This is a genomic window from Mycobacterium sp. Dal123C01 (assembly GCF_052566995.1).
In genome coordinates this window covers 2,766,445-2,791,026 of the sequence record NZ_CP199580.1, presented here as the reverse complement: position 1 = coordinate 2,791,026, position 24,582 = coordinate 2,766,445, and the positions used below count along the sequence as shown (strand labels likewise).

The 24,582-nt window shown below is 63.7% G+C and carries 32 protein-coding genes and 1 pseudogene; 16 read left to right on the top strand and 17 right to left on the bottom strand.

The window, feature by feature from the left end; all coding sequences use genetic code 11:
• Positions 1–479: 479 nt before the first annotated feature.
• The 3 genes from ACTXG5_RS13380 to ACTXG5_RS13370 all read left to right on the top strand — a co-directional run bounded on the left by ACTXG5_RS13380 (position 480) and on the right by ACTXG5_RS13370 (position 2,256).
• Positions 480–968 (top strand): TNT domain-containing protein, encoded by a 489-nt coding sequence (locus tag ACTXG5_RS13380; RefSeq protein ID WP_445164093.1) that lies wholly within the window; start codon positions 480–482, stop codon positions 966–968.
• Between the two features lie 278 nt (positions 969–1,246).
• Positions 1,247–1,582, top strand: coding sequence for a hypothetical protein (locus ACTXG5_RS13375; protein WP_445164092.1), 336 nt, complete (start codon positions 1,247–1,249; stop codon positions 1,580–1,582).
• 164 nt (positions 1,583–1,746) lie between these two features.
• Positions 1,747–2,256: a hypothetical protein gene (locus ACTXG5_RS13370; RefSeq protein ID WP_445164091.1), complete on the top strand. Its 510-nt coding sequence runs from the start codon at positions 1,747–1,749 to the stop codon at positions 2,254–2,256.
• 158 nt (positions 2,257–2,414) lie between these two features.
• Here ACTXG5_RS13370 and ACTXG5_RS13365 read toward each other — a convergent pair whose 3' ends face one another.
• The 3 genes from ACTXG5_RS13365 to ACTXG5_RS13355 form a co-directional block, all read right to left on the bottom strand.
• Complete coding sequence (locus ACTXG5_RS13365) at positions 2,415–2,915, bottom strand: DUF4232 domain-containing protein (protein WP_445164090.1); 501 nt, start codon at positions 2,913–2,915, stop codon at positions 2,415–2,417.
• 81 nt (positions 2,916–2,996) lie between these two features.
• Positions 2,997–3,638, bottom strand: coding sequence for a hypothetical protein (locus tag ACTXG5_RS13360; RefSeq protein ID WP_445164089.1), 642 nt, complete (start codon positions 3,636–3,638; stop codon positions 2,997–2,999).
• A gap of 102 nt (positions 3,639–3,740) precedes the next feature.
• Positions 3,741–4,379, bottom strand: a complete 639-nt coding sequence (locus tag ACTXG5_RS13355) for a TetR/AcrR family transcriptional regulator (protein WP_445164088.1) — start codon at positions 4,377–4,379, stop codon at positions 3,741–3,743.
• 100 nt (positions 4,380–4,479) lie between these two features.
• On the opposite strand from ACTXG5_RS13355, the gene ACTXG5_RS13350 reads away from it, so the two are divergent.
• Positions 4,480–5,139 carry a transmembrane-type terpene cyclase gene (locus ACTXG5_RS13350; protein ID WP_445164087.1) on the top strand — a complete coding sequence of 220 codons (660 nt, stop codon included), beginning with the start codon at positions 4,480–4,482 and terminating at the stop codon, positions 5,137–5,139.
• A 17-nt stretch (positions 5,140–5,156) separates the two neighbouring features.
• Here the strand turns inward: ACTXG5_RS13350 and ACTXG5_RS13345 are convergent, their stop codons facing one another.
• Both ACTXG5_RS13345 and ACTXG5_RS13340 read right to left on the bottom strand, forming a co-directional pair.
• The gene (locus ACTXG5_RS13345; RefSeq protein WP_445164086.1) at positions 5,157–5,657 is read right to left on the bottom strand and encodes a nitroreductase family deazaflavin-dependent oxidoreductase; all 501 of its coding nucleotides are present in this window, start codon (positions 5,655–5,657) and stop codon (positions 5,157–5,159) included.
• A 2-nt stretch (positions 5,658–5,659) separates the two neighbouring features.
• Positions 5,660–6,226, bottom strand: coding sequence for a carboxymuconolactone decarboxylase family protein (locus tag ACTXG5_RS13340; protein WP_445164085.1), 567 nt, complete (start codon positions 6,224–6,226; stop codon positions 5,660–5,662).
• Positions 6,227–6,281: 55 nt separating this feature from the next.
• On the opposite strand from ACTXG5_RS13340, the gene ACTXG5_RS13335 reads away from it, so the two are divergent.
• On the top strand, positions 6,282–7,070 hold the full coding sequence (locus tag ACTXG5_RS13335) for an SDR family NAD(P)-dependent oxidoreductase (RefSeq protein ID WP_445164084.1): 789 nt from the start codon (positions 6,282–6,284) through the stop codon (positions 7,068–7,070).
• A gap of 71 nt (positions 7,071–7,141) precedes the next feature.
• On the opposite strand, the gene ACTXG5_RS13330 is transcribed toward ACTXG5_RS13335, so the two are convergent.
• A complete protein-coding gene (locus ACTXG5_RS13330; RefSeq protein ID WP_445164083.1) occupies positions 7,142–7,954 on the bottom strand; it encodes an SDR family NAD(P)-dependent oxidoreductase in 813 nt (270 codons plus the stop codon).
• A 93-nt stretch (positions 7,955–8,047) separates the two neighbouring features.
• Here ACTXG5_RS13330 and ACTXG5_RS13325 point away from each other — a divergent pair, with 93 nt between their 5' ends.
• From ACTXG5_RS13325 to ACTXG5_RS13315, 3 genes are all read left to right on the top strand, one after another.
• Positions 8,048–9,037: an NAD-dependent epimerase/dehydratase family protein gene (locus ACTXG5_RS13325; RefSeq protein WP_445164082.1), complete on the top strand. Its 990-nt coding sequence runs from the start codon at positions 8,048–8,050 to the stop codon at positions 9,035–9,037.
• A gap of 11 nt (positions 9,038–9,048) precedes the next feature.
• Positions 9,049–9,618, top strand: coding sequence for a TetR/AcrR family transcriptional regulator (locus ACTXG5_RS13320; protein ID WP_445164081.1), 570 nt, complete (start codon positions 9,049–9,051; stop codon positions 9,616–9,618).
• Positions 9,619–9,733: 115 nt separating this feature from the next.
• Positions 9,734–10,054 (top strand): DUF732 domain-containing protein, encoded by a 321-nt coding sequence (locus tag ACTXG5_RS13315; RefSeq protein ID WP_445164080.1) that lies wholly within the window; start codon positions 9,734–9,736, stop codon positions 10,052–10,054.
• A gap of 7 nt (positions 10,055–10,061) precedes the next feature.
• On the opposite strand, the gene ACTXG5_RS13310 is transcribed toward ACTXG5_RS13315, so the two are convergent.
• Together ACTXG5_RS13310 and ACTXG5_RS13305 are read right to left on the bottom strand one after the other, a co-directional pair.
• Entirely contained in the window at positions 10,062–10,655 is a 594-nt protein-coding gene (locus ACTXG5_RS13310; RefSeq protein WP_445164079.1) for a helix-turn-helix domain-containing protein, read from the bottom strand.
• A gap of 134 nt (positions 10,656–10,789) precedes the next feature.
• Positions 10,790–11,563 carry a class I SAM-dependent methyltransferase gene (locus ACTXG5_RS13305; protein ID WP_445164078.1) on the bottom strand — a complete coding sequence of 258 codons (774 nt, stop codon included), beginning with the start codon at positions 11,561–11,563 and terminating at the stop codon, positions 10,790–10,792.
• A gap of 320 nt (positions 11,564–11,883) precedes the next feature.
• Here ACTXG5_RS13305 and ACTXG5_RS13300 point away from each other — a divergent pair, with 320 nt between their 5' ends.
• Both ACTXG5_RS13300 and ACTXG5_RS13295 read left to right on the top strand, forming a co-directional pair.
• Entirely contained in the window at positions 11,884–12,255 is a 372-nt protein-coding gene (locus ACTXG5_RS13300) for a hypothetical protein (RefSeq protein ID WP_445164077.1), read from the top strand.
• 342 nt (positions 12,256–12,597) lie between these two features.
• Entirely contained in the window at positions 12,598–13,029 is a 432-nt protein-coding gene (locus ACTXG5_RS13295; RefSeq protein ID WP_445164076.1) for a hypothetical protein, read from the top strand.
• Between the two features lie 110 nt (positions 13,030–13,139).
• Here ACTXG5_RS13295 and ACTXG5_RS13290 read toward each other — a convergent pair whose 3' ends face one another.
• Positions 13,140–13,781, bottom strand: a complete 642-nt coding sequence (locus tag ACTXG5_RS13290) for a DUF1345 domain-containing protein (protein ID WP_445164407.1) — start codon at positions 13,779–13,781, stop codon at positions 13,140–13,142.
• A 266-nt stretch (positions 13,782–14,047) separates the two neighbouring features.
• Here ACTXG5_RS13290 and ACTXG5_RS13285 point away from each other — a divergent pair, with 266 nt between their 5' ends.
• On the top strand, positions 14,048–14,254 hold the full coding sequence (locus tag ACTXG5_RS13285; protein ID WP_445164075.1) for a DUF732 domain-containing protein: 207 nt from the start codon (positions 14,048–14,050) through the stop codon (positions 14,252–14,254).
• Between the two features lie 112 nt (positions 14,255–14,366).
• On the opposite strand, the gene ACTXG5_RS13280 is transcribed toward ACTXG5_RS13285, so the two are convergent.
• The 3 genes from ACTXG5_RS13280 to ACTXG5_RS13270 all read right to left on the bottom strand — a co-directional run bounded on the left by ACTXG5_RS13280 (position 14,367) and on the right by ACTXG5_RS13270 (position 16,070).
• The gene (locus ACTXG5_RS13280) at positions 14,367–14,900 is read right to left on the bottom strand and encodes a hypothetical protein (protein ID WP_445164074.1); all 534 of its coding nucleotides are present in this window, start codon (positions 14,898–14,900) and stop codon (positions 14,367–14,369) included.
• A gap of 63 nt (positions 14,901–14,963) precedes the next feature.
• A complete protein-coding gene (locus ACTXG5_RS13275) occupies positions 14,964–15,494 on the bottom strand; it encodes a pyridoxamine 5'-phosphate oxidase family protein (RefSeq protein ID WP_445164073.1) in 531 nt (176 codons plus the stop codon).
• Positions 15,495–15,524: 30 nt separating this feature from the next.
• Positions 15,525–16,070 (bottom strand): NUDIX domain-containing protein, encoded by a 546-nt coding sequence (locus ACTXG5_RS13270; protein ID WP_445164072.1) that lies wholly within the window; start codon positions 16,068–16,070, stop codon positions 15,525–15,527.
• Positions 16,071–16,126: 56 nt separating this feature from the next.
• Between ACTXG5_RS13270 and ACTXG5_RS13265 the strand changes: the two genes are divergently transcribed.
• Both ACTXG5_RS13265 and ACTXG5_RS13260 read left to right on the top strand, forming a co-directional pair.
• Positions 16,127–16,498, top strand: a complete 372-nt coding sequence (locus tag ACTXG5_RS13265; protein ID WP_445164071.1) for a nuclear transport factor 2 family protein — start codon at positions 16,127–16,129, stop codon at positions 16,496–16,498.
• A gap of 53 nt (positions 16,499–16,551) precedes the next feature.
• A complete protein-coding gene (locus ACTXG5_RS13260; RefSeq protein ID WP_445164070.1) occupies positions 16,552–18,285 on the top strand; it encodes an NAD-binding protein in 1,734 nt (577 codons plus the stop codon).
• Here the strand turns inward: ACTXG5_RS13260 and ACTXG5_RS13255 are convergent.
• Positions 18,282–19,160, bottom strand: a complete 879-nt coding sequence (locus ACTXG5_RS13255; protein ID WP_445164406.1) for an LLM class flavin-dependent oxidoreductase — start codon at positions 19,158–19,160, stop codon at positions 18,282–18,284. The genes ACTXG5_RS13260 and ACTXG5_RS13255 overlap by 4 nt on opposite strands.
• Before the next feature lie 69 nt (positions 19,161–19,229).
• Between ACTXG5_RS13255 and ACTXG5_RS13250 the strand changes: the two genes are divergently transcribed.
• Together ACTXG5_RS13250 and ACTXG5_RS13245 are read left to right on the top strand one after the other, a co-directional pair.
• Positions 19,230–19,643: a VOC family protein gene (locus ACTXG5_RS13250; protein WP_445164069.1), complete on the top strand. Its 414-nt coding sequence runs from the start codon at positions 19,230–19,232 to the stop codon at positions 19,641–19,643.
• A 51-nt stretch (positions 19,644–19,694) separates the two neighbouring features.
• Positions 19,695–20,084, top strand: a complete 390-nt coding sequence (locus tag ACTXG5_RS13245; protein WP_445164068.1) for a VOC family protein — start codon at positions 19,695–19,697, stop codon at positions 20,082–20,084.
• 9 nt (positions 20,085–20,093) lie between these two features.
• Here ACTXG5_RS13245 and ACTXG5_RS13240 read toward each other — a convergent pair whose 3' ends face one another.
• From ACTXG5_RS13240 to cysD, 3 genes and pseudogenes are all read right to left on the bottom strand, one after another.
• Entirely contained in the window at positions 20,094–20,576 is a 483-nt protein-coding gene (locus ACTXG5_RS13240; protein WP_445164067.1) for an Rrf2 family transcriptional regulator, read from the bottom strand.
• A 56-nt stretch (positions 20,577–20,632) separates the two neighbouring features.
• Entirely contained in the window at positions 20,633–22,477 is a 1,845-nt protein-coding gene (cysC, locus tag ACTXG5_RS13235; protein ID WP_445164066.1) for an adenylyl-sulfate kinase, read from the bottom strand.
• Positions 22,477–23,476, bottom strand: a pseudogene (cysD, locus tag ACTXG5_RS13230) (sulfate adenylyltransferase subunit CysD). Before cysD ends, cysC begins: the two are co-directional and overlap by 1 nt.
• Before the next feature lie 86 nt (positions 23,477–23,562).
• On the opposite strand from cysD, the gene ACTXG5_RS13225 reads away from it, so the two are divergent.
• The gene (locus ACTXG5_RS13225) at positions 23,563–23,952 is read left to right on the top strand and encodes a PaaI family thioesterase (RefSeq protein WP_445164405.1); all 390 of its coding nucleotides are present in this window, start codon (positions 23,563–23,565) and stop codon (positions 23,950–23,952) included.
• Positions 23,953–23,973: 21 nt separating this feature from the next.
• On the opposite strand, the gene ACTXG5_RS13220 is transcribed toward ACTXG5_RS13225, so the two are convergent.
• Positions 23,974–24,465: a beta-class carbonic anhydrase gene (locus tag ACTXG5_RS13220; protein WP_445164065.1), complete on the bottom strand. Its 492-nt coding sequence runs from the start codon at positions 24,463–24,465 to the stop codon at positions 23,974–23,976.
• Positions 24,466–24,582 lie beyond the last annotated feature (117 nt).

Below are 24,582 nucleotides of genomic sequence, written 5' to 3'. Positions count from 1 at the left end.
AGACTATCGAGCGATCGGATCACATACGTTCAACCAAGATCGGCGAGCTTGTCGAACGTCCGCGTAGACATTCACGCCGAACTGTGGAGGCTCCACTTTTCGCGCCGCCCGGTTCTTTGCAGCGAAAACCTTGGCGGGCCTGTCCCACTTGCCGGTCGCTCGGTTCGTGCCGAGCGTCGGACCCGCGCGCCCGCTTTATCGTTGGGCGACTTGTTGATTGAGCAGTCGGAGAGCTTGGCGCGGAATAACGAGACGGCGGCGGTGGAATCCGCTAGGGTCCCTGTCAGGCTTACCAGCAAACCCCAAGGAGCTCTCGTATGCGGTGCCGGTCTTTCACCATCGGTGTGCTGACAGCGCTGACGATGTCCCTGCTATTGCCGGTCAGCGCGAAGGCAGCTACTTGTCCGCACCAAGTCAGTCCGGTCCTCGCAACCGCGGATTCCACGCCCTACAAAGTCCCAGACGGGTATCCCGCGGGCGTGCTGGGACCCAACACATTGCCCAGCGGACCGGTGTCGAAACTGCTAGTGGCTTACAACCGATTAGGCACTCCGCCCACGGACGACAAGGCTTTCCTCAATCAGTTCTACAGGCTTAACCCAGACGGGTCGGGCGGCTGGATTTATCCGACGAACTGGGGGTTTGACGGAGCAGACAAACCCTGGACGCTAAACCCCGGCGACGTGGTCGACCGGTTCGGGAGCATTTACGGATCGTTCCTCGCCAACGAAAGGAATACTCCGTTCGCAGCACGCGCATTGCCGCCGGCATCCCTCAATACCCAGCAAGGCGATTCACAGGCCAGTTACCACGTCTACTGCTTCTTGAAGCCGCTGGCGATACGGAGCGGGAAGATTGCAGCTGCTTTTGGGCAGCCTGGCGGCGGAATTCAATACGTGCTCGGAAACGCCAGAGTCACCGATCTCATCACCAGCGGACAAATAGTGGAAGTGGCGCCGGCCTCATAGTCAAAGCCCATTAGGTCCGACAGCAGCTCAAACCCCCAACGCTGGCAACTGCGCTGGGGGTTTGAGCTTTGAGTGGTAGCCCGGTGGCCTGTGCCACTGAATACCGCTGGCCACCAACAGCAGTCATCGCTATCCGCCGTAGCTTTCGGCGTCTCCTTGCCCATTGGCGGTGTCCTGAGCGGAAGGACTCTGTTTGTTGGGATCGGTAGCGGACTCGCCCCTATGCACTTGCTACAACGACGCTGCGCAACGTGGCGGGTGGCCAGAAAGGACCTGCCGTGAAGACCAATCGAATCATCGCCGGGGCGCTGCTGTCAGGCGCCGTCGCGGCAGCGGCAGTAGGCCTCGGCGCAGGGACCGCTGACGCCAAGCCTTTTTACTGGTGCCCCGGTGATCCCCCGGTCATGGGAGCTGCGCCGGCTCCAAATGGCGGAATGATGCCGGTTCCCATCTACCCGGCTTGGGACACGTCCGTCTGCCACGACTACGGCACCACGGGCAACCACGTTCGGGAAGGAAAAGCTTGTGTCCTCCCGCAGTTTCAATGGTTTCAGTGTCCGCCCGGCACGATCCCATGGCCGAACATGCCGATCATCCCGAACGTGGGCGAGTGAACAGCGTAGGCCCAGAGACTCGCTTGCTTAGCATTTCAGGCGTTGAGTGGCGCCCGCGACGTCTTCGCTAGCGCCTTAGTTCATCTCGCAGCGATACTCCTGACGAAGCCGTACTGTTTCACGGTAATACCGCACGGCCACTACGCGCTTGAAGGAGGAGGACGATGACATCGTCGGCGAATCAGCTGATGCGAGCGGCGGTATTAACAACGATCGTCGGTATCGCTTTCACCGCAGGCGGTTCCGGGACCGCCGCCGCCGATCCGGTTTACAACACCAGCCCTTTCGACATCGTGAACAACACCAACTATGACCTTGTGTTCTGGGATTACAGCACCACTGACAAGTACCCGCAGTCAGGTCCCAATCACGGCGACCGCGCCAAGCCCGGGCAGAAGTTCACCTTCGCCCTTCGCCAGATGGAGGGCAGCCGGCAGGACAAGCGGTACAACGGGCGCACCACAATCAAGGCCAACTTCCACACCTTCAACGCCGCAGGCACCGATATCCCGGCCGGCATGGCCACCATGGACATTCAGTTCGACGCGGGCGGCAATGACGTGTGGTCCAGCTCGGTGAACTGTTGGGCGAGCGCGGACCGATCCTGCGGACCACGGCCGCCACAACCGGGCGGGCAGTTGTTCGCGGGGAACGTCGTCACCTTCACCGGATAGCAGGAACTGTCGCCGAGGACGTGAGCTTCGAGGAGTCGCTGCGTCGTCAAGCGCGCGGCATCTCGGCTGCTGTCGGTCCACCGCACGCACCGTTAGTTCGGTGGCAGCCGAGGTCGGTTATTCCTCGGAAGGGGCATTCACCCACGCGTTCAAGAGATTTAGCGGTACGGCTGCAGCGGCCCGATGTGGCCACCTGCGTGTGTCCCATCGCCCTGTCGTAGAACAGTGAATTCGCCGGGAATCCACGGAGTCTGGAGCTGTGTCGTGGAGTCCGGCGGAGTCACCACGATCGTGGTCGGCGGCCAGGCCGGCTCCAAACCGTCGGGGCCCATCTTCGGCAGGAAGGCCAGAAGGCTGGCGGCGGATGCCCCGGGCGCGACTACGACGGGCTGAACATCCCCGCTCTCCCTCGGCAGGCTGTAGACCGGCCCTAGCGTCGGATCATCGGGGCCGACGAGGTCCACACCGGGATAGCCCCGCAGGGTGCAGGTCTGCTGAGAGACATTCGTCAAAATCACGTAAAAGTGCAGATATACCTGTTGGCCGGGTGAAATGGGTGGACTGGTACGAAGACTCAGCGAATCGGCACCGCACCATGGCACGGCTGCCGCGGTCGTATTCGTCGCTGCCGGCAGAGCGAGTACAGCTGCAAGGGTCATGGCGGCCGCGCATCGTGAGAGTCTCATCGGGTTCGCCTTCGCACCTTCGTATTTCAAGGCCGGTGCGAGAACTCTAACCGCCTAGCCCGCATCCATACGTTGGATCGTGATTCGTGCGTTGACGTGCCAGACCGAGCCGTTCGCATTGACCTGCAAATAGAGACCCTTCACCTCATTGCCAACCTGGTGCTCGACAACGAGGTTGGCCTTGTCCTTCACTCTCACGAACGTGTCCATGAAGCTCGGCAGCGCGTTAGCGTCGCTTCCCGTGCCGACGGAGAGCGCCTTGGCGTTGCTGGCGTTGATCACGTCAACCGTCGGGACGACATCGGGGCTCAGGGCATCCTCGAGATACCGCAGGCGCGCGTAGCCGGCCGGTGGCGTCACCGACGTTGGGATGATGGTCGGGTTCGCCACGTCGTAGTAATTGACGAGCGACATAGCCGTGACGTGATACCGACCAGCCCTCAGCGTTACAACGCCGGTCCGCTCGTCGAGGCTGATGTTCCCGCCTTCCTGAACTTCCTTCTTGTTGAAGACGCGTGCGTTCCAGCCGGCAACCATCGGCTTGTTCGACAGCGAGTATTCCGCGTAGACGGCGTAATCGGCCGCGGGCGCTTCTTGGCCTCGACCGCACGCTGTGACGGCGGTGCTTGCGATCAGCGCGACAATGACAACGAGCGGCGCGATTGAGCGAGACCTCATCATCGGTGATGACCCCATTTCCAGTCCATTCCCTCTCAATTTCCCACGTTCGTGCACAGAATCCTGCCGCCCATGGTCGCTAGCGGAATATCGAAAGATGTAATCGGCCGTGCCACACAGTTATTGGTTGCCACTGCGTCCGTCGCCGCGCCGACCGGCTGGGCCCGCGGCCGCGATCGACGTAATCATGAAGTCGATGGAGGCAAGCGCCTCCGCGCGGGCGGAGTCGACATCGACCGCGTTTGCGACGAACAGCGCCGCCTCATTTATTGCGGCGATGATCAGCCGGGCGGTCATGCGGGTCGAGGGCAGCGGTCGCACCTCTTTAGCGGCGATCCCGCGCTGCAGCAGTTGATCCAGAACGTCGAGGGTGTAGCGGTCGTCAATCTGATGCCACCGGGTGAAGCCCAGCACCGATAGCGCGTCGGTCAGCACGACCTGCCGGATGTATGGATCCGTGCACCAATCCAACAGATTGCGGGCCGACACCCGCATGATCTCCAGCGGCGACGTTATCCCGGCACTCCACTCCCTGGCCCTGCGGACGCCCTCCTCCTCGAAGTCGGTGAGCAGCGCCTCGAGCACCGCGGCTTTGTCCGAAAAGTGGTGATAGAAGGCCCCTTTGCTGGATCCGGCGCGATTCAGGATCGCGTCGATGCTGCACCCGTGATAGCCGTGCTCGGTGAACAACTCGCGGGCGGCCGCGAGGATGGCCGCGCGGGTTGCGGCACGACGATCCGCCTGAGTTCGTCTCGTCATCGTCCGACGCTCCGGTGTCCGGCACTGTGTCGTTCATTCGGCCACGCCACAAGATACAGACTACTAGTCTGTATCTGACTACGGCGGAATGAGGTCTCCTGTGTCCCTGATCGACATGTTCGGGCTTGCCAGCGGGATCTTCTGGATCATCACCTACGCGTGCGTGATACGGCAGGGCCTGCTCGACCGCAGCTACGCGATGCCCTTTCTCGCGTTAGCAATGAACATCACCTGGGAGTTCCTGTTCACGTTCGTCTACCCGTCGGTCGGCGGGATGATCCAGGAGGTAATCAACGCGATCTGGTTCGCCGCCGATATCGCCATCCTCGCGGTCTTCGTGAAGCACTGGCGCTCCGACTACCCGAAAAGCCTTCCCCAGTATTACTTTTGGCCCAAGTTCGTCTTCGCTTTTGTGATGGTGACCCCGATGATGGTCGCCACGGTGTCGGTGTTCGGGCGCGAAAACGGTTCGGTCTACACGGCTTACGTCGACAACCTGATCATGTCTGCACTGTTCCTGAGCATGCTCATGCGTCGCGGTGACCGGCGCGGCCAGAGCATGTGGATAGCCTGGGGCAAGCTGCTGGGCACTGTGACCGCTTCCATCTCCCAGTGCCTCTACGCCCCGGGAAACGTCGTCTGGCTGGTGATCTACGTCGAGATTCTGGTTCTCGATGCGCTCTATGTGTTCCTGTTGTCGAAAGCCCCGCGGTATCAACGCGACAAGGTAAGCGCCGACCCTGCGACAGCATCGGTCTAGCGAGATTCGAGTCAGCCTCAACTCCGGACGAGGACGAATGCCTCGATGTGGCGTTCGCCAGCCCGCGCTTCGTACTTCCGCCAGCCCGGATACAGCTCGAGTCCTTTTGCCCAGATCTCGTCACGCTCGCGAGGTGTGGCGGGCCGCGCCACCGCATCCCAGGTACTGCCCTCGATCGACACGGTGCCTTGTGGGTTGGCCTTGAGGTTGTGGTACCAGGCCGGGTGCTTGGCGCCACCCCAGTTCGACGCGATGACGGCCAGGCCCTCGGAATGCGGGATTCCGTAAACCGCGACAGTTCGCGGTTCACCCGACTTCGCCCCAATCGTGGTGAGAGTGACGGCAGGGACACCGGTTACCAGCCCAGCGAAGCTGCGCTTACCACCGGTGAGCCTGCTGGCGAGCCGGTCCAGGTGGTGTGCGGTCGGGCGGAAGACTGCGGACCCGAGCTTGGTGGCAGCGAAGGTGCGCATCGCCCGATGAAATGCGTTGGCATCGTTGAAGGATCGGCTTGGCATCCTCACACCGGCTTAGCGCTGTCGACCTGGTCCTGGTCATATTCGATGACAGGCGCCGAGTCGCCGTACACGTTGAGGGTGTGGATGAAGCGGTGCAATCCCATCACGCCCGCGCAGGTGAAACCGAGCTCGATGATCTGCGCGGCAGTGAAATGCTCACCCAACCGCTTGTAGAACTCGTCGTCCATGGCGTGGTGATCGGCGGACAGCAGGTCGATGAACTCGACGGCCATCTGCTCCTGCGGGGTGAGCTCGCCGTGGCCCGGCGCGAGCAGGCAAGCGACATCCTCGTCGGTGATCGAATCATGCTTACGAGACTGGCTACAGGGTTCACATTCACCGAGCTGGGCGCTGCGGATACGCAATAACTCCAGGATCCTGCCGCCGAGCAGCGTGCCGGCACCGAGGTGGGTCCTCGCCATATTGACCTGTTCGAGCTGCGTGCTGCGATAGGCGAAGATCTGCAAGGGCACCGGCGTCGCGTACAGCCCGGCGGCGACACCGGCATCGACGATTTCGCGGGAGTGCGAGCTGAGCTCTTCCATCGGGATTGGTGCAATACGCGGCATGAATTCAGGCTATCTTTTTTATGCGTCACTGAAAAGAAGCGACCAGGAGAACTCGATGTCCAGACTTGCCGGAAAAGTCGCGATAGTTACCGGAGGTGCGGGCGGGATTGGTGCGGCGACGGCAGACGAATTGGCCCGCGAAGGCGCGGCCGTTGCCGTCGTTGATATCGACGAGGCAAAGGCCGGCGAAGTCGCTGACGCGATTCGGCGCACCGGGGCCCAAGCAATCGCCCTCGGCGGCGACCTCGCGGAGGAAGACGTGGCGAGGTCGGTGGTGCAGGCCACGGTGGCGGAGTTCGGCCGACTCGATGTCCTGCACAACAACGCGGCGCTGACCGCCAGCAGCTTCTTGGCCCGCGACACCACGGTCTCCGAGATTTCGCTCGACGTATGGCAGCGGTCGTTGCAGGTCAATCTCGGAAGTCAGATGCTGATGTGCAAATACGCTGTCCCCGAAATGCGAAGCACCGGAGGCGGTTCGATCATCAACATGTCGTCGGGCGCCGCCCTGTCGGGCGACCGGACCCGGTTGGCCTACGGCGTCTCGAAGGCTGGGGTGCACGCCCTGACGATGTATGTGGCGACCAGCGAGGGAAAGCAGGGCATACGGGCGAACACCATCGTTCCCGGATTGATCCTCACCGACGCCGTGCGCGCGCACCTGTCCGAGCACATCCTCGACGGCCTGGGTCGCGCCACGTTGACGCCCTATGTCGGACAACCAAAAGACGTTGCAGAACTCGTTGTATTTCTGGCTTCCGAGCAGTCCCGCTACATCACCGGACAAATGATTTCGATCGACGGCGGGATGTCGGCGCATGTCGCGATGAATACGGGCGAGTAGATATTTGCAGCCATTATCGACACAAGCGCTATTGCGATCAGCGGATGTGAATTAGCGAATTTGTCGTCGCCTTATTCAGTTGTCGGTCCGAGAGCGTATGCGCCGGTCTCGGGGTGGTGGTACCAGCCGCTGGCGGCATGGGTGCCGCCGTCGACGTGGATCGTTTGGCCGGTGATGTAGCTGGACATGTCGGACGCGAGAAACACTGCTGCTCCGGCCATTTCGTCGACATGGCCCGCTCGCCCCATCGGGACCGTGAGTCCAAATCGTTGCTCGGAGCCCGGCGGCGCAATCTGCTTGATGCCTTCGGTCAGGGTGATATCGGGGGCCAGCGCGTTGACCCGAATCCCGTGCGGAGCGAGTTCGAGTGCGGCGGTCTTGGTGTAGTTGATGACGCCCGCCTTGGCCGCCGCGTAGGTCGCGTACCCGGGTGCGGCGCGGACACCCTCGATCGACGTGACGCTGATGATGCTGCCGGGCAGTTTCTGCTCGACGAGGTTGCGGGCCACTCGCTGCGTACACAGGTAGACGTGGCGCAAGTTCGACTTGTAGAGGGCGTCCCACCCGTTCTCGGTGGTGTCGAGGATCCCTGACCAGAAGACTCCGCCGGCATTGTTGACCAGGATCGTCACCGGCCCGAGCTCGCTCGAGGTCTGTGCCAGCGCGGCGTCCACTGCGGTGCTGTCCCGGACGTCGACGGGGATGCCGAGAGCGCCGATCTCCTCGGCGGCCGACGCACACGAGTCGGGGTGGCGTTCCCAGATTGCCACCCGCGCGCCGAACGCCGTGAGCCCCGCCGCGATGCCGCGACCGATGCCTGCGCCGCCACCGGTGACGACCGCGACTCGGTCGGTCAGGAGCACGCTCGAGGGATCGAGTGTCATGAACTGAATATAGAACAATCCCACTTCAAGGTTTACAGTTCTCACTAAATATGTTCAATATGTAACGCTTCGGTAAGCCCAGGGAGGCCCGCGATGGCCAGCACGATTTTCGTCACCGGCGCGACCGGCCAGACCGGCGGCAACGTCTGCGAGCAGCTGATTGAGCGTGGCGACCATGTTCGCGCCCTGGTTCGCAATCCCGACGAAGCCGGCGCCCTGGCCGGAATCGGCGTCGAATTGGTCAAGGGCGACATCAGCGACGCCGACGATGTCCTCAGAGCGGCCAAGGGCGCCGAGGCCGCGATCCACTGTGCGGCGCTGCTGGGCGGTGCGAGTCAGGACCTCGACGACTTCAAAGCCGTCAATCTGGTCGGCACGACGAACGTCCTGGATGCGGGCAATGCCCACGGTATGCGCCGGGTCGTCGCCCTGAGCACCGCCACGTTCCTCGATCTCGGCACCGGTGTCGACTTCGAAGAGGCGCCCGTTCTCAAGAACCCGCCACAGGACCCCTACACCGTCACCAAGCTCGCCGCGTTCCTGGAAGCCCACAAGCGCGCGGCCGCGGGCGACGACGTGTTGACCTGCCACCCCGGCGCCATCTACGGACCGGGCCTGGTCGTGGACCGCGCATTGCACCGCACGAGTTTCAACCGGGTGCTGTTGGCAGGCATGCGCGGAAAGATCAAGCGCTATCTGGCTTTTCCGGTGACCTGGGTCGCCGGAGCGGATGTCGCCAAGGGCTCGATCGCCGCACTGGACCAGGGGGTGTCCGGTGAGCGCTATTTGTTGGTCGGCCGGCCCGAAGACACCTTCAGTACCGCCGGCGGCATCAACCGCGCCTGCGAGGTCGCCGGAATCGACCACCGTGTCGAGGATCTCGACTACCGCACCGATCCCGACGCGTTGACTGCCGAATTCGGGCCCACCTTGATGGCGATCGCGAAAGCGATGGCCCACAGCGAACGCAAGCCCAGAAGCAAAGACAACCTGACCACCCGTCGTCTCGGCTACCAACCCATGTCCTTCGACGACGGGCTGCGGCTGTTGATCTCGTGGCTGCGCGGACTCGGCAAGCTGTAGGGGCTGCCACGGTGTCGATCGCCGAATCGCGCGGCTCAGATCATGGCGATCTGGCCGATCGAATTCTGGACGCGGCCGAGCGGCTGGTCTTCCGGACGGGCGCCCGCAAGTTGTCGCTGTCGGACGTGGCGAGCCTGGCCGGGGTGTCGCGGCCCACCATCTACCGCTACTTCGCGTCCAAAGAAGACCTCATCGACGCGATGGGAAAGCGCGAACGCCGTCGGTTCACCACCGCAATGGACGAAGCGATGGACGAAGTCGTCGGCGTCGCACGATTGGAAGCCGCGATCGACGTCGTCGCGACCTTCGTCGAGGCTCAGCCACCGGGGCGCCTGCTCGAGCTCGAGCCGAGCTTCGCGCACGACCAGATGGCCGCAGCGCTACCCATGCTCGCCGAAGGGCTGGTGACGGTTTTGCAGCGCTGCGCCCGCGAGGGCGCCCTGCCCGCGGCAATGGATCTCCGCGACCTTGCCGGCGCCATCGCGCGGACCGCGTTGAGCCACTACATATTTCCCGAGACCGACCGTGCCGCAGCTCGCCAGCAGATCCGCGCCGCCGCCGGTCTCTCCGGCCGCGCGTAAGCGCCGGCGTGCAGAGGGCAGTCGGCTGTTATCCCTGGAATTCGTCAGTTCGTCACATTTGCGCCGCTTTCGCACCGCACACTGACTCATGCCCTCGCCTCGCTGGTTAGCCAGAATGGCCGTCCCCGCAATGGTCGGCGCCGCCGTCTTGAGCAGCGCGCCGATTGCGGCCGCCGATCCCGTCAATGACGCATACCTTGCTCAACTGCGCGCCGCCGGCCTCACCTGGGCGCCCGGACACGACGCCGCCATGATCGGGATGGGGCAGCTCATTTGCGACGACCTCGGCTGGGGCTGGACGCCGGACCAGATTGCCCAGGACGTCCACGCCAACTTGGACCCCCGGGGCATTGCGGTCGGAGACGTCGGCTCCATGGTCGGCATCGCACACGCGACCTACTGCCCCAACCAGAGGTGCTGGGCCCCCCACTGCTGAACGCTCGTTACGCGAGCTGGCCTTCCCGCCGATGCACATCATCGAGGATCAGCGATGCCACCTTGTCCAGGGGGCGTTTGAGCGATTCCACTCCCCGGTGATCGGGCAGCGCTAGCCCAAGAACCGCGACGTCGCCCGAGGGCAGCGGGAACGGGGTGGCGATACAACAGCACTCCGGATGCACCACGCGGTGCTCAGCGGAGAGTCGCCCGGTTTCAATCGCTTGCCACATCGCCGACGCCGGGTGCTCTGGTGCGATGGATTGCTCGAAAGCGCTCATAACCTGACCCACCAGACGTCCATGCGTGGTGGTCAGGGGCCGCAGATTCTCCGCCGACTGCAGATAGAGGCACAACGTCGCGCCCGTTGCATGCGTCATGGCGTACAGCCGCTGCCGAGCGATGCCGCCCAGATCGCTGTGCCGGCGGTCGAGGTCATGAAAGCCCGCTGCGAGCACCCATTTGCGGTCGCGGCGCTCGACGATGTTCTCGCCGGCCATTTGCTCTAGCAGCCGATGCGCCGTCGCCTTCGGGATGCCAACGGCGGTAGCAAGTCTGCTGACCCCCACGGGCCCGTGCATCCGGCCCAGGACACGCAGCATCGCGAACGCGCTCCGTACCAACCTGCCCTGCCCGGACTGCTCATCCGTCGGGGCACCTTCGTCTGTGACGCGGCTCTCCACGCGTCACACAACGCGTGGAGAGCCTGTTCGATTCCAGGTCGGAGACGGTGTGATCAGGCGCGGCGGCCGATTCCCGCCATCACGATCGGCGTGAAGATTCGCATGCTGTTGTCGGCGAAACGGGCCGCGGCCGCATCGGCATCAGCCGCAGCCAACGCCCCCGACGCGACGACCGCGCCCCGAATGCTCTCGAACGAAAGCTTGAAGAAGTCGAAACCCGGAGAATGAGCGTCGATTATTCGCGTGCGGCCTTCGCCCCGAACGTCGGTCAACCCCGCTTCAACGAGGTCGTCCACAACCCTGCGCCCGTACGTTCGGTCGTAACCGGCCTTCTCCATGACTTCGATGATCGCGCGCACGGTCGCGTCGAGGTACGGCTGATCACCCAAGCTGTAGCAGCTGTACTCGTAGTCCTCGATGACGATCCAGCCGCCCGGGCGCAGCGTCTGCACGAGTTTATGGAGGATGTCCCTGCGATCCGAGAGGTGCTCCAGCACGAGGCGCGCGTGAACGAGGTCAAACTCGCCTGGCGGGAGATCGTCACTTCGGATGTCCAGGCACCGAACGTCGACGGTGTCCGATGCAAGGTGATCGATGAATCGCGTGTCGATGTCGACCGCGGTGACCGCCGCGCCACGCCCGTTCATCCACTCGATTAACGAGCCGCCGCCGGCACCGACTTCGAGACATCGCCATCCCGCGCCGAGTCCGAGCTCGTCCAGCAGTGACTGACTACCCGGGTCCCACAGCGCTTCAATGCCGGCGAGTCGGGCTCGCTCCTCCGCGAAGTCGCCGCCGTACAGGTAGTCGCGCGGTTGTTGAGTCATATTAAATCACCACCACGACAAAGGTTTTCGATGATGCTGCCTGTGCCCGCACCAATGATGATGAAGCCGTTCGAGTTTCGTCCTGACATAGATATCCCTCCGAGTCGCACTGATGCATCCAGGAATAGGCGACGAACCTCTGGTGTCCCAACCGCCTGTCTCGCCTGACGGAACAGCTCGTGGCTGCGGCCCCGATGGTGCTCGGAACGACACGCGCTGAACGCAGCGCTACAGGCCGCGAACATCGAGGTCAGCGGCGTTCTCAACGGTTTCTCAGCGAGCCGCTCGTACGCTGGCGCTCCGATGTCTAGGACGAACCGATGAACGTTGAGCAACTGCGTCGCGCACTCGCCGACCTACCGGGCGATATGCCCGTGGTCGTTGAGGATTGCACGACCGGCTGGATGGAGAATGTCGCGATGTATGTGGCGCCAGCCCACATTGACCGCCGCGTCTCGGGCAACTATCTGCACCCTTGCCATCGGGACGATGCCGACAACTGTCACGCGCTCTTGATGAGCGTATTTGGTCAATCCGAGGAAAATCTCGTCGACATCACTCCGCACTCAGCCTGGATAAAAGTGATCGACGCCGAGCTCGAAGTGCAACAGCCACAGGTCGCGAACCAGACTCGTGCGATCGATACCGCTCCCGGACAACAACGAGACCCATCAGCCGAAGGGCTGTCGTAACGATATTTCGTCAAACATGTTGATCTACAACCTCTTTGATGCCAATAGCACAAACGGACGACTTTCGGAGCAACGCCGCAGCTTGCGAAACCTGGTTATTACCAGAGATATTCGCGACTTTCCGCGCCGATCGCAAGTTTCGGCAGCGTGTGGGTCAGCGTCACATGAGTTTGCTGTACAACCGCCACTTTTGACGAGATCTCATGGTTTTTGTATGCACTTTCGCGGGACATAGGAGTCGTCTATGAATGCGCCCCAATACCCGCTTTTACCTGGCCTTTCGTTGATATTCTCTCGTCACGTTGTCAAACCGGCGCAACGACACGAAAAAGGGCGGAAAAGATGAGGATCAGCACATTCATCGCGGCGACTGCAATTTTTGCTGGCGCGGTAGCGTTGCCAGCGCCACTGGCCTCGGCCGCGCCTCCGACTGCGGCCGATGACACGAAGATGAATGGCGTCTATCACTACGCGGACGAGGACGGCGGTCACGGGACATGGATCGTCCGCACCACGTGCACGCCGGGCTGCGTCGCTCACGTCTCAACCTCGATGGAAGGCGGGTTTGATGCCCCGCTGGTCGAGGGCAGGTACACGGTCAGTCGGTCGATCCCCGAGGGCGCGATATGTCCGGATAACAGCCAGCACCCGATCGACGTGACCCAATCGTGGGACCCGGTGACGCTTAGCGGCGAAGTGGACTTCTTGACGACGTCGGCGCCCTGTGGTCTCGAAGACAGCCGTGACATATTCACGCTGACCAAAGTCGGCTAGCGACAGTCGATATCGGCACCGCGGAACTCGGGGCCACCTGGTGCTGATCTGACCGGTGTGATCGACGACTGGGTACCGAGAACAATCGTCGGCCAGGCGCCCAACGTCGATCACACCTTGGAGCCCAGCCCCGCGATCAAGTTGATCGTGACCGCGAGGACAACCGCGCCCAGGAGGTAGGACACCAACGCATGTCGCAACACCGTCGCTCTGATGGACGTCAAGTTGATCTCCGTGTCTGACACCTGGTAGGTCATGCCGACGGTGAACGCGATATACGCGAAGTCCCGAAATCGCGGCGGTTCCGGGTCATGGAAATCGATCCCGCCCGGATCGTCGGAGTAGTAGAGCCGCGCGTAGTGCACGGTGTACAGCGTGTGCACGGCGACCCAGGACGCCGCGACGCTCAGAATGCCGACGATGGCGGCGTGGAGCGCCTCGGCGCCGGAGCGCGACCCGGCGGCCACGACATATCCGACCCCGCCCAGGCTCGCAACGCTTGCGGTCAGAATGACGACGTCGGCGAGCCACCGGGTCGGGTCCTCTCGCGTCGCCCATATCCGCGTTTGCTCGGCATCCATTCCGCGCAGGATGAGTTGCGTCCACAGCACATACACGCCCGCGGCGGTGATCCAACCGACGAGCGCGTAGCGCCCGCCGAAGGCATTTCCCACCGTGATGGCGACGATAACGCCGAGTACTACGACAACCGCTATACGAACCGCGACGGTGTCGCGGAACAACTTCACCATGGACGTCACCATCGGAACCTAACCATCAGCGCACGGCGTCCCACAGCGACACTCGGGTAAGACTCCGAAAATGACATGATGGCCGCCGGTCACTATTTCGCGCGTATTGGAAAAAGGCGCATTTGACGTCGCAGCCTGGCCATTTGCTGCCGGCGCGCCCTTTGTCGAGAACCACTTTGCCCGCTTCGTCAATTTGCCACGCGCGCGAGCATCGCGAACCGCATAATGATGCCGTTGTACCGCCACTCCCAGACAAGGAGCCGACCGTGATCTCTCCTCGCAAACTCTACTTATTGAGCGCCCCCGCGATTGTTGCCGCCGCCTTGACCGTGGGCACCGGGGTCGCGGTCGCTGACGACGACTCCTACCTCGCTCAGATTCACAAGATCGGCCTGAGCGGGGACAAGGATGCGCTGATCCAACTCGGGCACCTCATCTGTGCGGACCGCAGCGCCGGCGAGACCCCAGACTAGCTGGCCCAGGTGGTGCAGAGCAAAAACCCGGGGATCAGCCTCAGTGACGCGACCGGCGTCGTGAGCGCCGCGGAATCCAACTACTGCCCCTAACAGTTCGATTGGGCCGCCGTCACTGCGAGCCCATTGACGGCGAAGAAAACGCCGCCACCGGCATTTCCACGGTTCCACGGCACGGGCCGCCGTTGATGTCGGTGTGCCAGGTACCGCGCAGCGACCCGTCCGGCTGCGGCGTGTAGAACGCCCACGACTTTGCGGGTGCCCAGACTTTCGGAATTCCTTCGCCCATATAGCAATCCCACTGAAAATCGAAGTGCTCGACCCACCGGGTTCCGTCCCAGGTGTAGTGCGACGGCTGGGGCAGCGTCGGATTCTTGGGGGCCGGTCCGTTGGTGGCTGTCGCGACGCACTTGCCCGACGAGCACGAAGTGGCGAAGACGTAGTCAGCGCTGAAGGTGGGTTCGGCTTGACCGGCCGCGACACTGGTGCCGCTCTTGTTCACGGCGTATCTCACCAACGAGTACTTGCCATTCCACACTGGCGTCGCTGCGTGCACCAAAACCGCAGGGGCACCGAAATTCGCGATGACGCCGAGCACCACCGCTAGGTGCCGGCCAAACCTCCAACGCGAACGCACCATGTCCATGGTGCGGACTCGATGACGCAATGCGATATCGGGCCGGACACGATCACGCCGTAATGAGCGGTCTCAGTCCACCTCAAACTTCGTGGCGCCGAACGGTTCCGATGTGCCCATCGCGAATACGGTCGACGAGCTTGCACGGTACACATACCAGGGCGGCGGGCCCGCCGACGGCGCGCTGTACTCGGCCGTGATCGCGTCGCCGGCGACCTCCGCAGGCCATCCGGAACGCACGAAAGCCGCTGCGACGGTGGCTAATTCGCCAGCTTCGCTGATACGTTCGGCGACGCCCTCGAGGACCAGGTCGAACTGATCGGTGGCTACGCTGACCACGCATCTTCGGTCGCGAGCCAAGTTACGTGACTTCCGGGTCGCGGGTCCGGACGTGAAATACCAGCTGCCGCGGTACTCAATCACCCCCACGGGCCGCACATGCGGGCTGTCATCGGGGTTGATCGTCGTAAGCCATGCCGTATGGCGTTGCGGACCGCCGCTGTCCGGCGCCTGCGTCAGCTGGCCGTCCAGCACCGTTTTGACACGGGCCCATTCAATCGTCGGCGCGCCGTACCCGTCGAGATTGTGTGCTCTGATCGTCATAGCAGTGTTGACCGATGCCAGCCCCGAAACTCATCGCCCGTGCAGCAGGAACAGACCGTAGGCCGCAATGGACTGCGAGTCGACAATCACCCCGGAACGCATCATCTCCTCGACATCTTCGCGGGGGAACCACTCGCTGCGCATGTCCTGCTCCTCGTGCTCGCGATCCGCTTCTCCCTCGGAGATTCCGGTGGCCAAGAACACCCAGCCGCGCTGACTGGTCATTCCGGGAGCGACATCGAGCAGACCGAGTTCCTCGAACGACGTCGCGCTCAACCCGGTTTCCTCGCGCAGCTCACGCGCGGCCAGCTCGGGGGGTTCGGCGTCGGCTAAATCGGGTGCCGTGCCCTGCGGAAACTCCCAGCGGCGCGCGCCGAGCGGATAACGGAACTGTTCAACCAGCCGAAAACGGGCCCCGTCGTAAGGCATCACCAGCGCGTAGGTCGGCTTGTCCACCACGGCGTAGACGCCCGGGCTGCCGTCCGGGCGACGGATGTCGTCCTCCCGGAAGATCAGCCACGGGTTCCGATAGATCTCGCGGGACGCAAGGCGTTCGATGAAAGGCACGTCGCCCATTATGAATGCGACCAACCCAAAGCGACCGCTATGGCAACGAGGTAGCGTCCCAAGCCATGCCGTCCCAAGAAGCCATCACGCAGACCGTCAACAGCTATCTCTCGCTCGTCGCCAACGGCGCCACTGACGAGATAGTGACCCTGTACGCCGCCGACGCCACCATCGAGGATCCAGCCGGATCGGACGTGCGGCGCGGCCAGGATGCGATCCGCGAGTTCTACGCGGCGTTCCAAGACGCCAAGAAAGACACCGAACTAGCGGAAATACGAGTCGGCGGCAGCGAAGCGGCGTTTTTCTGGCACCTCACACTCCACGCCGGCGACACTCGCACCCGGATCTCGCCCATCTCGCTGATGACGTTCGACGAGGACGCCAAGATCACGTCGATGCGGGCTTTCTGGTCGCCTTCCGACGTCCGCGTCCTGTAGCGCAAAGACGGCACAGTGGCCGATAGTGGGTCTATGCGAGACGGCCCAGGACCATGGTCGAGCGGCTGAGCATGCAACGTCACATCATCGTCAGCGGTGACGACGCGCTCGCGACAACCATCGTCGACGAGTTGAAGAATGCGGGTGCCCGCGTCGTCATGCTGACCGACGACACCGGACTCGCCGACGCCGGGGTCACCCGCGCGCTCGCCGTGATCTGCGCGGGGAATGACGATGCGCGAAATCTCGAAATCGCATTGCTGGCAAGGAAAGCCAACCCGAATGTGCGCGTGGTTGCCCGGCTGGCCAATGATGTGCTGCGCGAAGCGGTTGCCGATGACAACGGCCCCGGCGCGATCCTCGATGTCGCCGACCTGGCGGCGCCATCGGTCGTCGAGGCGTGTCTGGCGCACACCGCGCACCCCTTCGAAGCGGCTGGCATCAAGTTCCTCGTCTCGGGCGCCGAGGCGCCCTATGACGCGACACTGCGCGAGATTTACGCCGACCTGGCCCCGGTCGCGGTGGTGCACGGCAAGAACTCGCCGGCGCCCGGCCTGTTGGAGACCTGTCCGGGCCGCGACCTGAAGGTCCACGCCGGTGACTGGGCGGCGATGATCGGCACCGTCGAAGAGCTGGCGGAGCGCGGCATCAGGCCCCCGCGGCCGAATACGACACGCACCCGCCAGCGCCGGCTGCGGCGGACTGTCAGCGCCGTGCGCGGCTTGCGCAACGACGTCAACCCCATGTTCTTACGCGCGGTGACCGCGGTGTTGGCCGTGCTGATCGGTTCAACGGTGTTGTTGCGCTATTGCTACCAGCCCCACGCGAAAATGACCTGGGTCGACGCGTTGTACTTCAGCACCGAGACGATCGCGACGGTGGGCTACGGCGACTTCAGCTTCCTCTCCCAACCCACCTGGCTGCGACTGTTCAGCATCATGTTGATGTTCGGTGGCTTGACCACCACCGCCGTTCTTGTCGCATTCATCGCCGACCTGCTGATCTCGCGCCGCTTCGTCCACACGGCCGGCCGCCGGCGGGCGCGCCACCTGCGCAATCATGTCGTCGTCGTCGGGCTTGGCTCATTCGGCAGCCGGGTCACCGCCGATCTGACCGCTGCCGGATACGACGTCGCGGTGATCGAGCTCGACGAGAACAACCGCTACTTGTCGACCGCCGCCGAATTGGAAGTGCCGGTGATCTTCGGGGACGCGACCCTGCGCCAGACCCTGGCGGCGGCCCGCGTTGACACGGCTCGCGCGGTGGCGGTGCTCACCCACGATGACATGACCAACATCGAGACCGGGATCGTGCTGCGCGAGATGTTGGGTCCACGGGTGATGCCGAAAGTGATCCGGCCCGATGTTCCGATCGTGCTGCGCATCTATGACCGTGCGCTGGGTGGAGCGGTGGCGGAGCGATTCGGTTTCGACACCGTGCGCTCGACCGTGGAACTGGCCGCGCCGTGGTTTATCGGCGCCGCGATGGGCCTCCAGGTGCTGGGGACGTTCTCGGTCGGGCAGCGCTACTTCATGGTCGGCGGTATGCACGTGGCAGCGGGCAGCGAGCTCGACGGGCTGCGGATGTTCGAACTGTCCACGCAGACCCGCGTCATCGCGATCACCCGAGACGACACCCCAGTTCAGCTACATCCACGGCGTGACGCCCGGCTGCGCGCCGGCGACACCGTCTACGTCGTCGGCCCCTACCGCGAGCTGGTGGCCACGCTGCAAAAAGGGCAACCTCCGCAGCAACCCGATATTGGCCGCGAGCGCCTCCCGGCCTAGAACCGCCCGGCCACGTCGGCGGCGCGCTGCACCTGATCGAGGTCCGAACTGGTCGGAATCAGCTGCACCTCGTCGGTGCCGATCTCCTCGAACGTGCGCAGCACCGCGGCTAGCTCGTCTTCACTGCCGGCCCAGCCGGTCATCGGGGCCATCGCGTCGACGTACTCCGCCGGTATCCAGTTCATATAACGCCGCAGATGACGATGCACCTGGGCGCGGGACTGCTCGGGCGTGCCGAAGGCGAACCAGAACGACGTCACCAGATGGGGTTTGGGCTTGCCCGCCTGCGCCCACGCTGCCCGCGCGACGTCGAAGAGCTCATTCTGCTTGTCGACATCGAGGTCCAGGGTGGTGCCGGCCAGCCCGTCGGCCCAGGCCGCCGCGCTGCGAATGGTTTTCGGTCCGATGCTGCCGACGAACAGCGGAGGGCCGCCGGGTTGTACCGGTGCGGGCCCGACCGGCAGCACCGACTCGGTGATCTTTTCCCCGGCCCACACCCGCTTCATCACCGCGACCCGCTCGGCCATGTCGCGCATGGTCTGTGTCGCCGGGTCGGCGCCGACCGCGTGGTAGTCCTCGTGCCTGCCGCCCACACCGACGCCGACGGTCAACCGCCCGCCGCACAGCATGTCGCCCGTCGCCAAACCCTTGGCCAACATGACCGGATCGTGCAGCTGCGGCACGATCACCGTCGTCATCAGCCGCACCCGTTTGGTCCAGGCCGCGAGCGCACCGAGCAGCGTGAGGTTGTCCGGGTTTCCGAACGCGATGCGCTCCCCCCAGCACAACGACGAGAACGGGCCTTCGTCGATCGCGCGCGCCCAGGTCTGCAGAACCGTCGCATCCAAGTCCGGTTCCATCACCGGCATCGTCATTGCTATCCGCACGACGGCGATTGTGACATGCCCTCAACATGTGGTTCCCGGAGTGGCAGCATGGGACCGGTGGCATTAACCAGTACATCCATCGCACACGTCCGCCTCACCGTCACCGATATCGAGCGATCCCGGCAGTTCTACGAGAGCGTGTTCGATTGGCCGGTGTTGCTGGAAGTTCCCGAGAATGCGGACGAGGTCACCCGCCACCAGTTCGGCTTCTTGTACGGCGGCGTCATCTACGACCTCGGCGGCACGCTCCTCGGGCTGCGGCCGGTCGCCACGGACCGCTTCCACGAAGACCGCTGCGGTCTCGACCACATCGCGTTCCGGCTTGGCAGCAAGGACGAATTGGACACCGCAGCAGCGCATCTCGATGAAGTCGGCGTCGAGCACGAGCCGGTCAAAGACATCGGGCCGTCCTACATTCTGGAGTTCCGCGACCCCGACAACATCGCCTTGGAGCTGACCGCGCCCAAGTAGACACTTCGCGCGTTGTCGCCTCGCGGCGACAGTGGTTCACTGGAAAGAACTATGTCCATCAATTTCAACCACACCATCGTCGCCGCACGCGACAACCGCGAGTCCGCGGAATTTCTCACCGAGCTCTTCGACCTGCCCAGCCCGAAACCGTTTGGCAACTTCATGGTTGTCGCACTCGAACACGGCGTGAACCTCGATTTCGCGAACGCCCCCGAGGGCGAGGAAATCCGGCGGCAGCACTACGCCTTCCTCGTCTCCGAGCCGGAATTCGACACGATCTACGGCAAGATCCAATCGCGCGGCCTGCAGCATTGGGCTGATCCGCGCCAAAGCCGGCCCGGCGAGATCAACCACAGTCACGGCGGGCGCGGCGTCTACTTCCTGGATCCCTCCGGGCACGCCATGGAAATTCTGACTCAGCCCTACGGATCAGCCGGCTAGCTTTCCGGCCTAATCGACGCGCGGGGCGCCATGCCGGGTGCTCTCCTGACCCCGGTAGTCGTCGGCAAACTTTGCGACGTGCTTGGGCAAGGCGCCGGACGCCACATCCGCCAAGGTCGTCTCCTCCAGGACCGACCGCATGCTGGCGCGCAGCGCACGCCAGACGTCGGTCAGTGACGCCGTGGGCCCCGAGTACGGCAGGTCCCCGAGCCCGATGTCACGGACGCTGGCCAGCGGCCCGTCAATACAGCGCAGCACGTCGGCAATGCTGATCTCGCTGCCCGGACGGGCCAGCTCGTAGCCCCCATCGCGGCCGCGGTGACTGCGCACCAAGCGGTCGGTGCGCAGGTTGGTCAGGATGTCGACGAGAAATTGCGGCGGTATGCCCTGCGCCTGGGCCAAGTCGTCGGTCTTGACCAGCGTGCCGCTGTCGACAGTGGCGAGCTGGATCATCGCCCGCACCGCGTACTCCGCTTTTGCTGACATCCGCACCCTGAGGATTGTGCCACCCGCGCCCGATGGCGACGCGGACGCTCGGGTGCCGGCGTCTAGCCCCGCAACTCCAGCAGGTCGAGAACACTCTGCGCCATTTCCTCGAGCGAGCGATCCGGAATCAGCCGCAAATCCGGATTCTTGGGCCGCTGGTACGGACTGTCGATACCGGTGAAATGCGTGATTTCGCCCGCGCGGGCTTTGGCATACAGGCCCTTGGGATCACGCTTCTCACACTCCGCGAGCGGGGTATCGCAGAACACTTCGAGGAACTCAAATCCGGCGTCGGCGTGCACTTTACGGGCCATCTCCCGGTGTTCGTCCAGCGGGCTGATCGCGGGTACCAGCACGGTCTGGCCGGAATCGGCGAGCAGCGTCGCGACATGAGCCAATCGGCGCAGGTTCTCCGCACGGTCGGCCATGGAAAAGCCCAGGTCGGCATTCAGGCCGTGCCGCAGGTTGTCACCATCGAGAACATAAGCAGGAAGACCCTTTTCGAGCAGCTTCTGCTCGACCAGCATGGCCACCGACGATTTGCCCGCACCCGACAGACCGGTGAGCCACACCGTCCGGCCGCGAGCCGCCCGGTCTTCGGTCGTCACCAGCGACTCGTGACGCACGGTGTTCGGGCTTGCCTTCTGCGCCGCGACGTCGCGCAAGATCATGCCCGCCGCGACCGTGCCGTTGGTGTTCGGGTCGATGAGGATGAACGAACCGGTGCTGGCGTTGCGGGTGTACTCGTCGAGCAGCAGGGGCACCTGCGTGCGCAGCGAAATACGACCAAGTTCGTTGAGCTTCAACGCCGTAGCGCTCTTGTCGCGATGCAGGGTGTTGACATCGAGCCGGTAGTCCAGCGCAGTGACTCGCGCGCGCGTGGTTCGGGTGGTGTGCTTGATGACGTAGTCACGGCCCGGCTCGAGCGCCGCGCCATCGGCCATCCAGCACACGGTCGCATCGAATTCCTGCGTGACCCTGGGCTGGTTGTTGGTGCGGGCGATCATGTCACCCCGCGAAATATCGATATCGTCGGCCAGGCTCACCGAGACGGCCATCGGCGGAAATGCCTCTTCCACAGGACCATTCGTGCCTTCGATCGAGGCAATCCGGCTGGTCTTGCCGACCGGCAGCACCACCACCTCGTCGCCGGGGCGCATCACCCCGCTGGCCACCGTTCCGGCGTAGCTGCGGTGGTCTCGATGCTCGTGGCTCTGAGGCCGGATCACGTACTGCACCGGGAACCGCACGTCAACCAGGTTGCGGTCACCGGCGATGTACACCTCCTCGAGGTGCGAGAGCAACGCCGGACCCTCATACCAGGGCGCCCGTTCCGATTTGGTCACCACGTTGTCGCCGTGCAGCGCGGAAATCGGGATGGTGGCCACGTCCTGCACGTCCAAACGTGCTGCGAAAGCGTGGAATTCATCCCGAATCGCTTCGAACTTCTCTCTGTCCCAGTCGATCAGATCCATTTTGTTGACCGCGAGCACGATGTGCTGGATGCCCAACAACGACGCCAAAAAGGCGTGCCGGCGGGACTGCTCGAGCAGGCCCAGTCGGGCGTCGACGAGCACGATCACCAACTGGGCGGTCGAAGCGCCGGTCACCATATTGCGGGTGTACTGAATGTGGCCCGGGGTGTCGGCGATGATGAATTTCCGCTTGGGAGTGGCGAAGTAGCGGTAGGCGACATCGATGGTGATGCCTTGTTCACGTTCGGCCCGCAAGCCATCAGTGACCAGCGACAGGTCGGTGTACTCGTGGCCGCGCTCCTCCGAGGCCCGTTCCACCGACGCCCACTGGTCTTCCATCACGGCCTTGGAGTCGTAGAGCAGCCGCCCGATCAGGGTGGACTTGCCGTCGTCGACGGAGCCTGCGGTAGCCAGCCTCAATAACGTTGCCATCAGAAGTAACCCTGCCGTTTCCGGTCTTCCATGCCAGCCTCTGAGATGCGGTCGTCAGCCCTGGTGGCGCCACGCTCGGTCAGCCGCGACACCGCCGTCTCGGCAATGACCTCCGATACGGTCGCGGCCTCGGACTTCACACATCCGGTGCAGGTGACGTCCCCAACGGTGCGGAAACGCACCGTAGCTTCGAACACCGGCTCGTCGGCGCGGGGCTGCAGGTGCCGGTCCACCGCGAGCAACATCCCGTCGCGGCTGAACACCTTGCGCCGGTGCGCGAAGTAGATCGAAGGCAGCTTGATCTTCTCGGCCCCGATATAGGACCAGATGTCGAACTCGGTCCAGTTGGACAACGGGAAGACCCGGATGTGCTCGCCCTTGTGATGGCGCCCGTTATACAGGTTCCACAACTCGGGGCGCTGCACCTTCGGATCCCATTGACCGAACTCGTCGCGGAAGCTGAACACCCGCTCCTTGGCGCGCGCCTTTTCTTCGTCGCGGCGCGCCCCGCCGAACGCGGCATCAAACTTGTTCTCCCGGATGGCGCGCAGCAGCGTCACGGTCTGTATCGGGTTGCGTGACGGGATGGTCTCGACGACTCGGCCGGCATCGATGTCTTCCTGCACCGACGCCACCACCAAGCGCACCCCGAACTGTTCGACGAGTTCGTCGCGGGCCGCGATCACCTCGTCGAAGTTGTGGCCGGTGTCGACGTGCATCACCGGGAACGGCAGCCGTCCGGGACGGAACGCCTTAAGTGCCAGGTGGAGCATCACGATGGAGTCCTTGCCGCCGGAGAACAGCAGCACCGGCCGCTCGAACTCCGCAGCGACCTCTCGGATGATGTGGATGGCCTCCGCCTCCAACGAGCGCAAATGGCTCAATTCGTACTGGCCGGCCGAAGGCCCCGCCGCTACACCACTGGTCATGGCTTCCTTACCGCAAACCGCATATCCGGATAAAGTTGGTAGAACTGACCATGTTTACGGTCATTGCCACCTATAGAACCAGCCCGCCCCGGCGGTGTCAATGGGGAGGAACATGGACGAATGACCACCTCTTCTGCCCCCGCGAGCGGCCGCGACGTGATCGCGCAGTTTCTCCCGCAATCGCCGTTCGTCGCCAAGCTGGGAATCGTCGCCGATCGGCTCGACGACGAGGAAGTACGGCTGCGACTGCCGTGGGACCCCTCCAACGTCACCGTCGGCGACATGGTTCACGGCGGTGCCATCGCAACCCTCGCCGATATCACCGTCATGGCGGCGGCATGGTGCGGTGTGCCAGCACCCCCCGACCTGCGCGGCGTGACGGTGTCGATGGCCCTGGACTTCATGGCGCCGGCGCGGGCCACCGACGTGATCGGGGTGGGCCGGGTGCTGCGGCGGGGCCGGTCGCTGACCAATTGCGAGGCCGAGATCGTCGACCCGGAGGGCAGGCTGATCGCCAAAGCCCTCGCTACTTACAAAGTGGGCTGAGGACCGTCGGTGCGGCGGTCGCTAGAGAGTTATCTCTTCGAGCTTGCCGGTGGCGACATCGAAGATGAAGCCGCGTAGCGACACGTGCTTGGTGACGAACGGGCTGTTTTCGATGCGGCGCAGCGACTGCCGGATGTCTTCCGCTAGATCGGGGAAGGCCTCGGCCGACCACGGCGGTTTGACACCCGTCTCCTCTTGGATGCTGCGCTTGAAGTCGTCATCGGTGAAGGTGAGCATGCCGCAGTCGGTGTGGTGAATCAGGATGATCTCCTGAGTCCCCAGCAACCGCTGGCTGATGGCCAGTGAGCGAACGACGTCATCGGTAACGACGCCGCCGGCGTTGCGGATGACGTGGGCCTCCCCCTCGTTGAGGCCGAGTATGCGATAGACGTCGAGCCGGGCATCCATACACGCGACGACCGCGACGTGTTTGCTTGGCGGCATCGGCAGCGGTCCTGTGAAGGCACTCGCGTATCCGGCGTTGTGGGCCAGGTAGTCATCGGTAACCGTCATGCCAGTCTCCTCGGGAATTTGCTGCGCGGATCGCCGCCGCGACGGACCTTAACAATCAGCTACCTGAATTTCACGGGTACAAATCAGCTGGAATACAAGCTCGGCCGCGACGGCGTT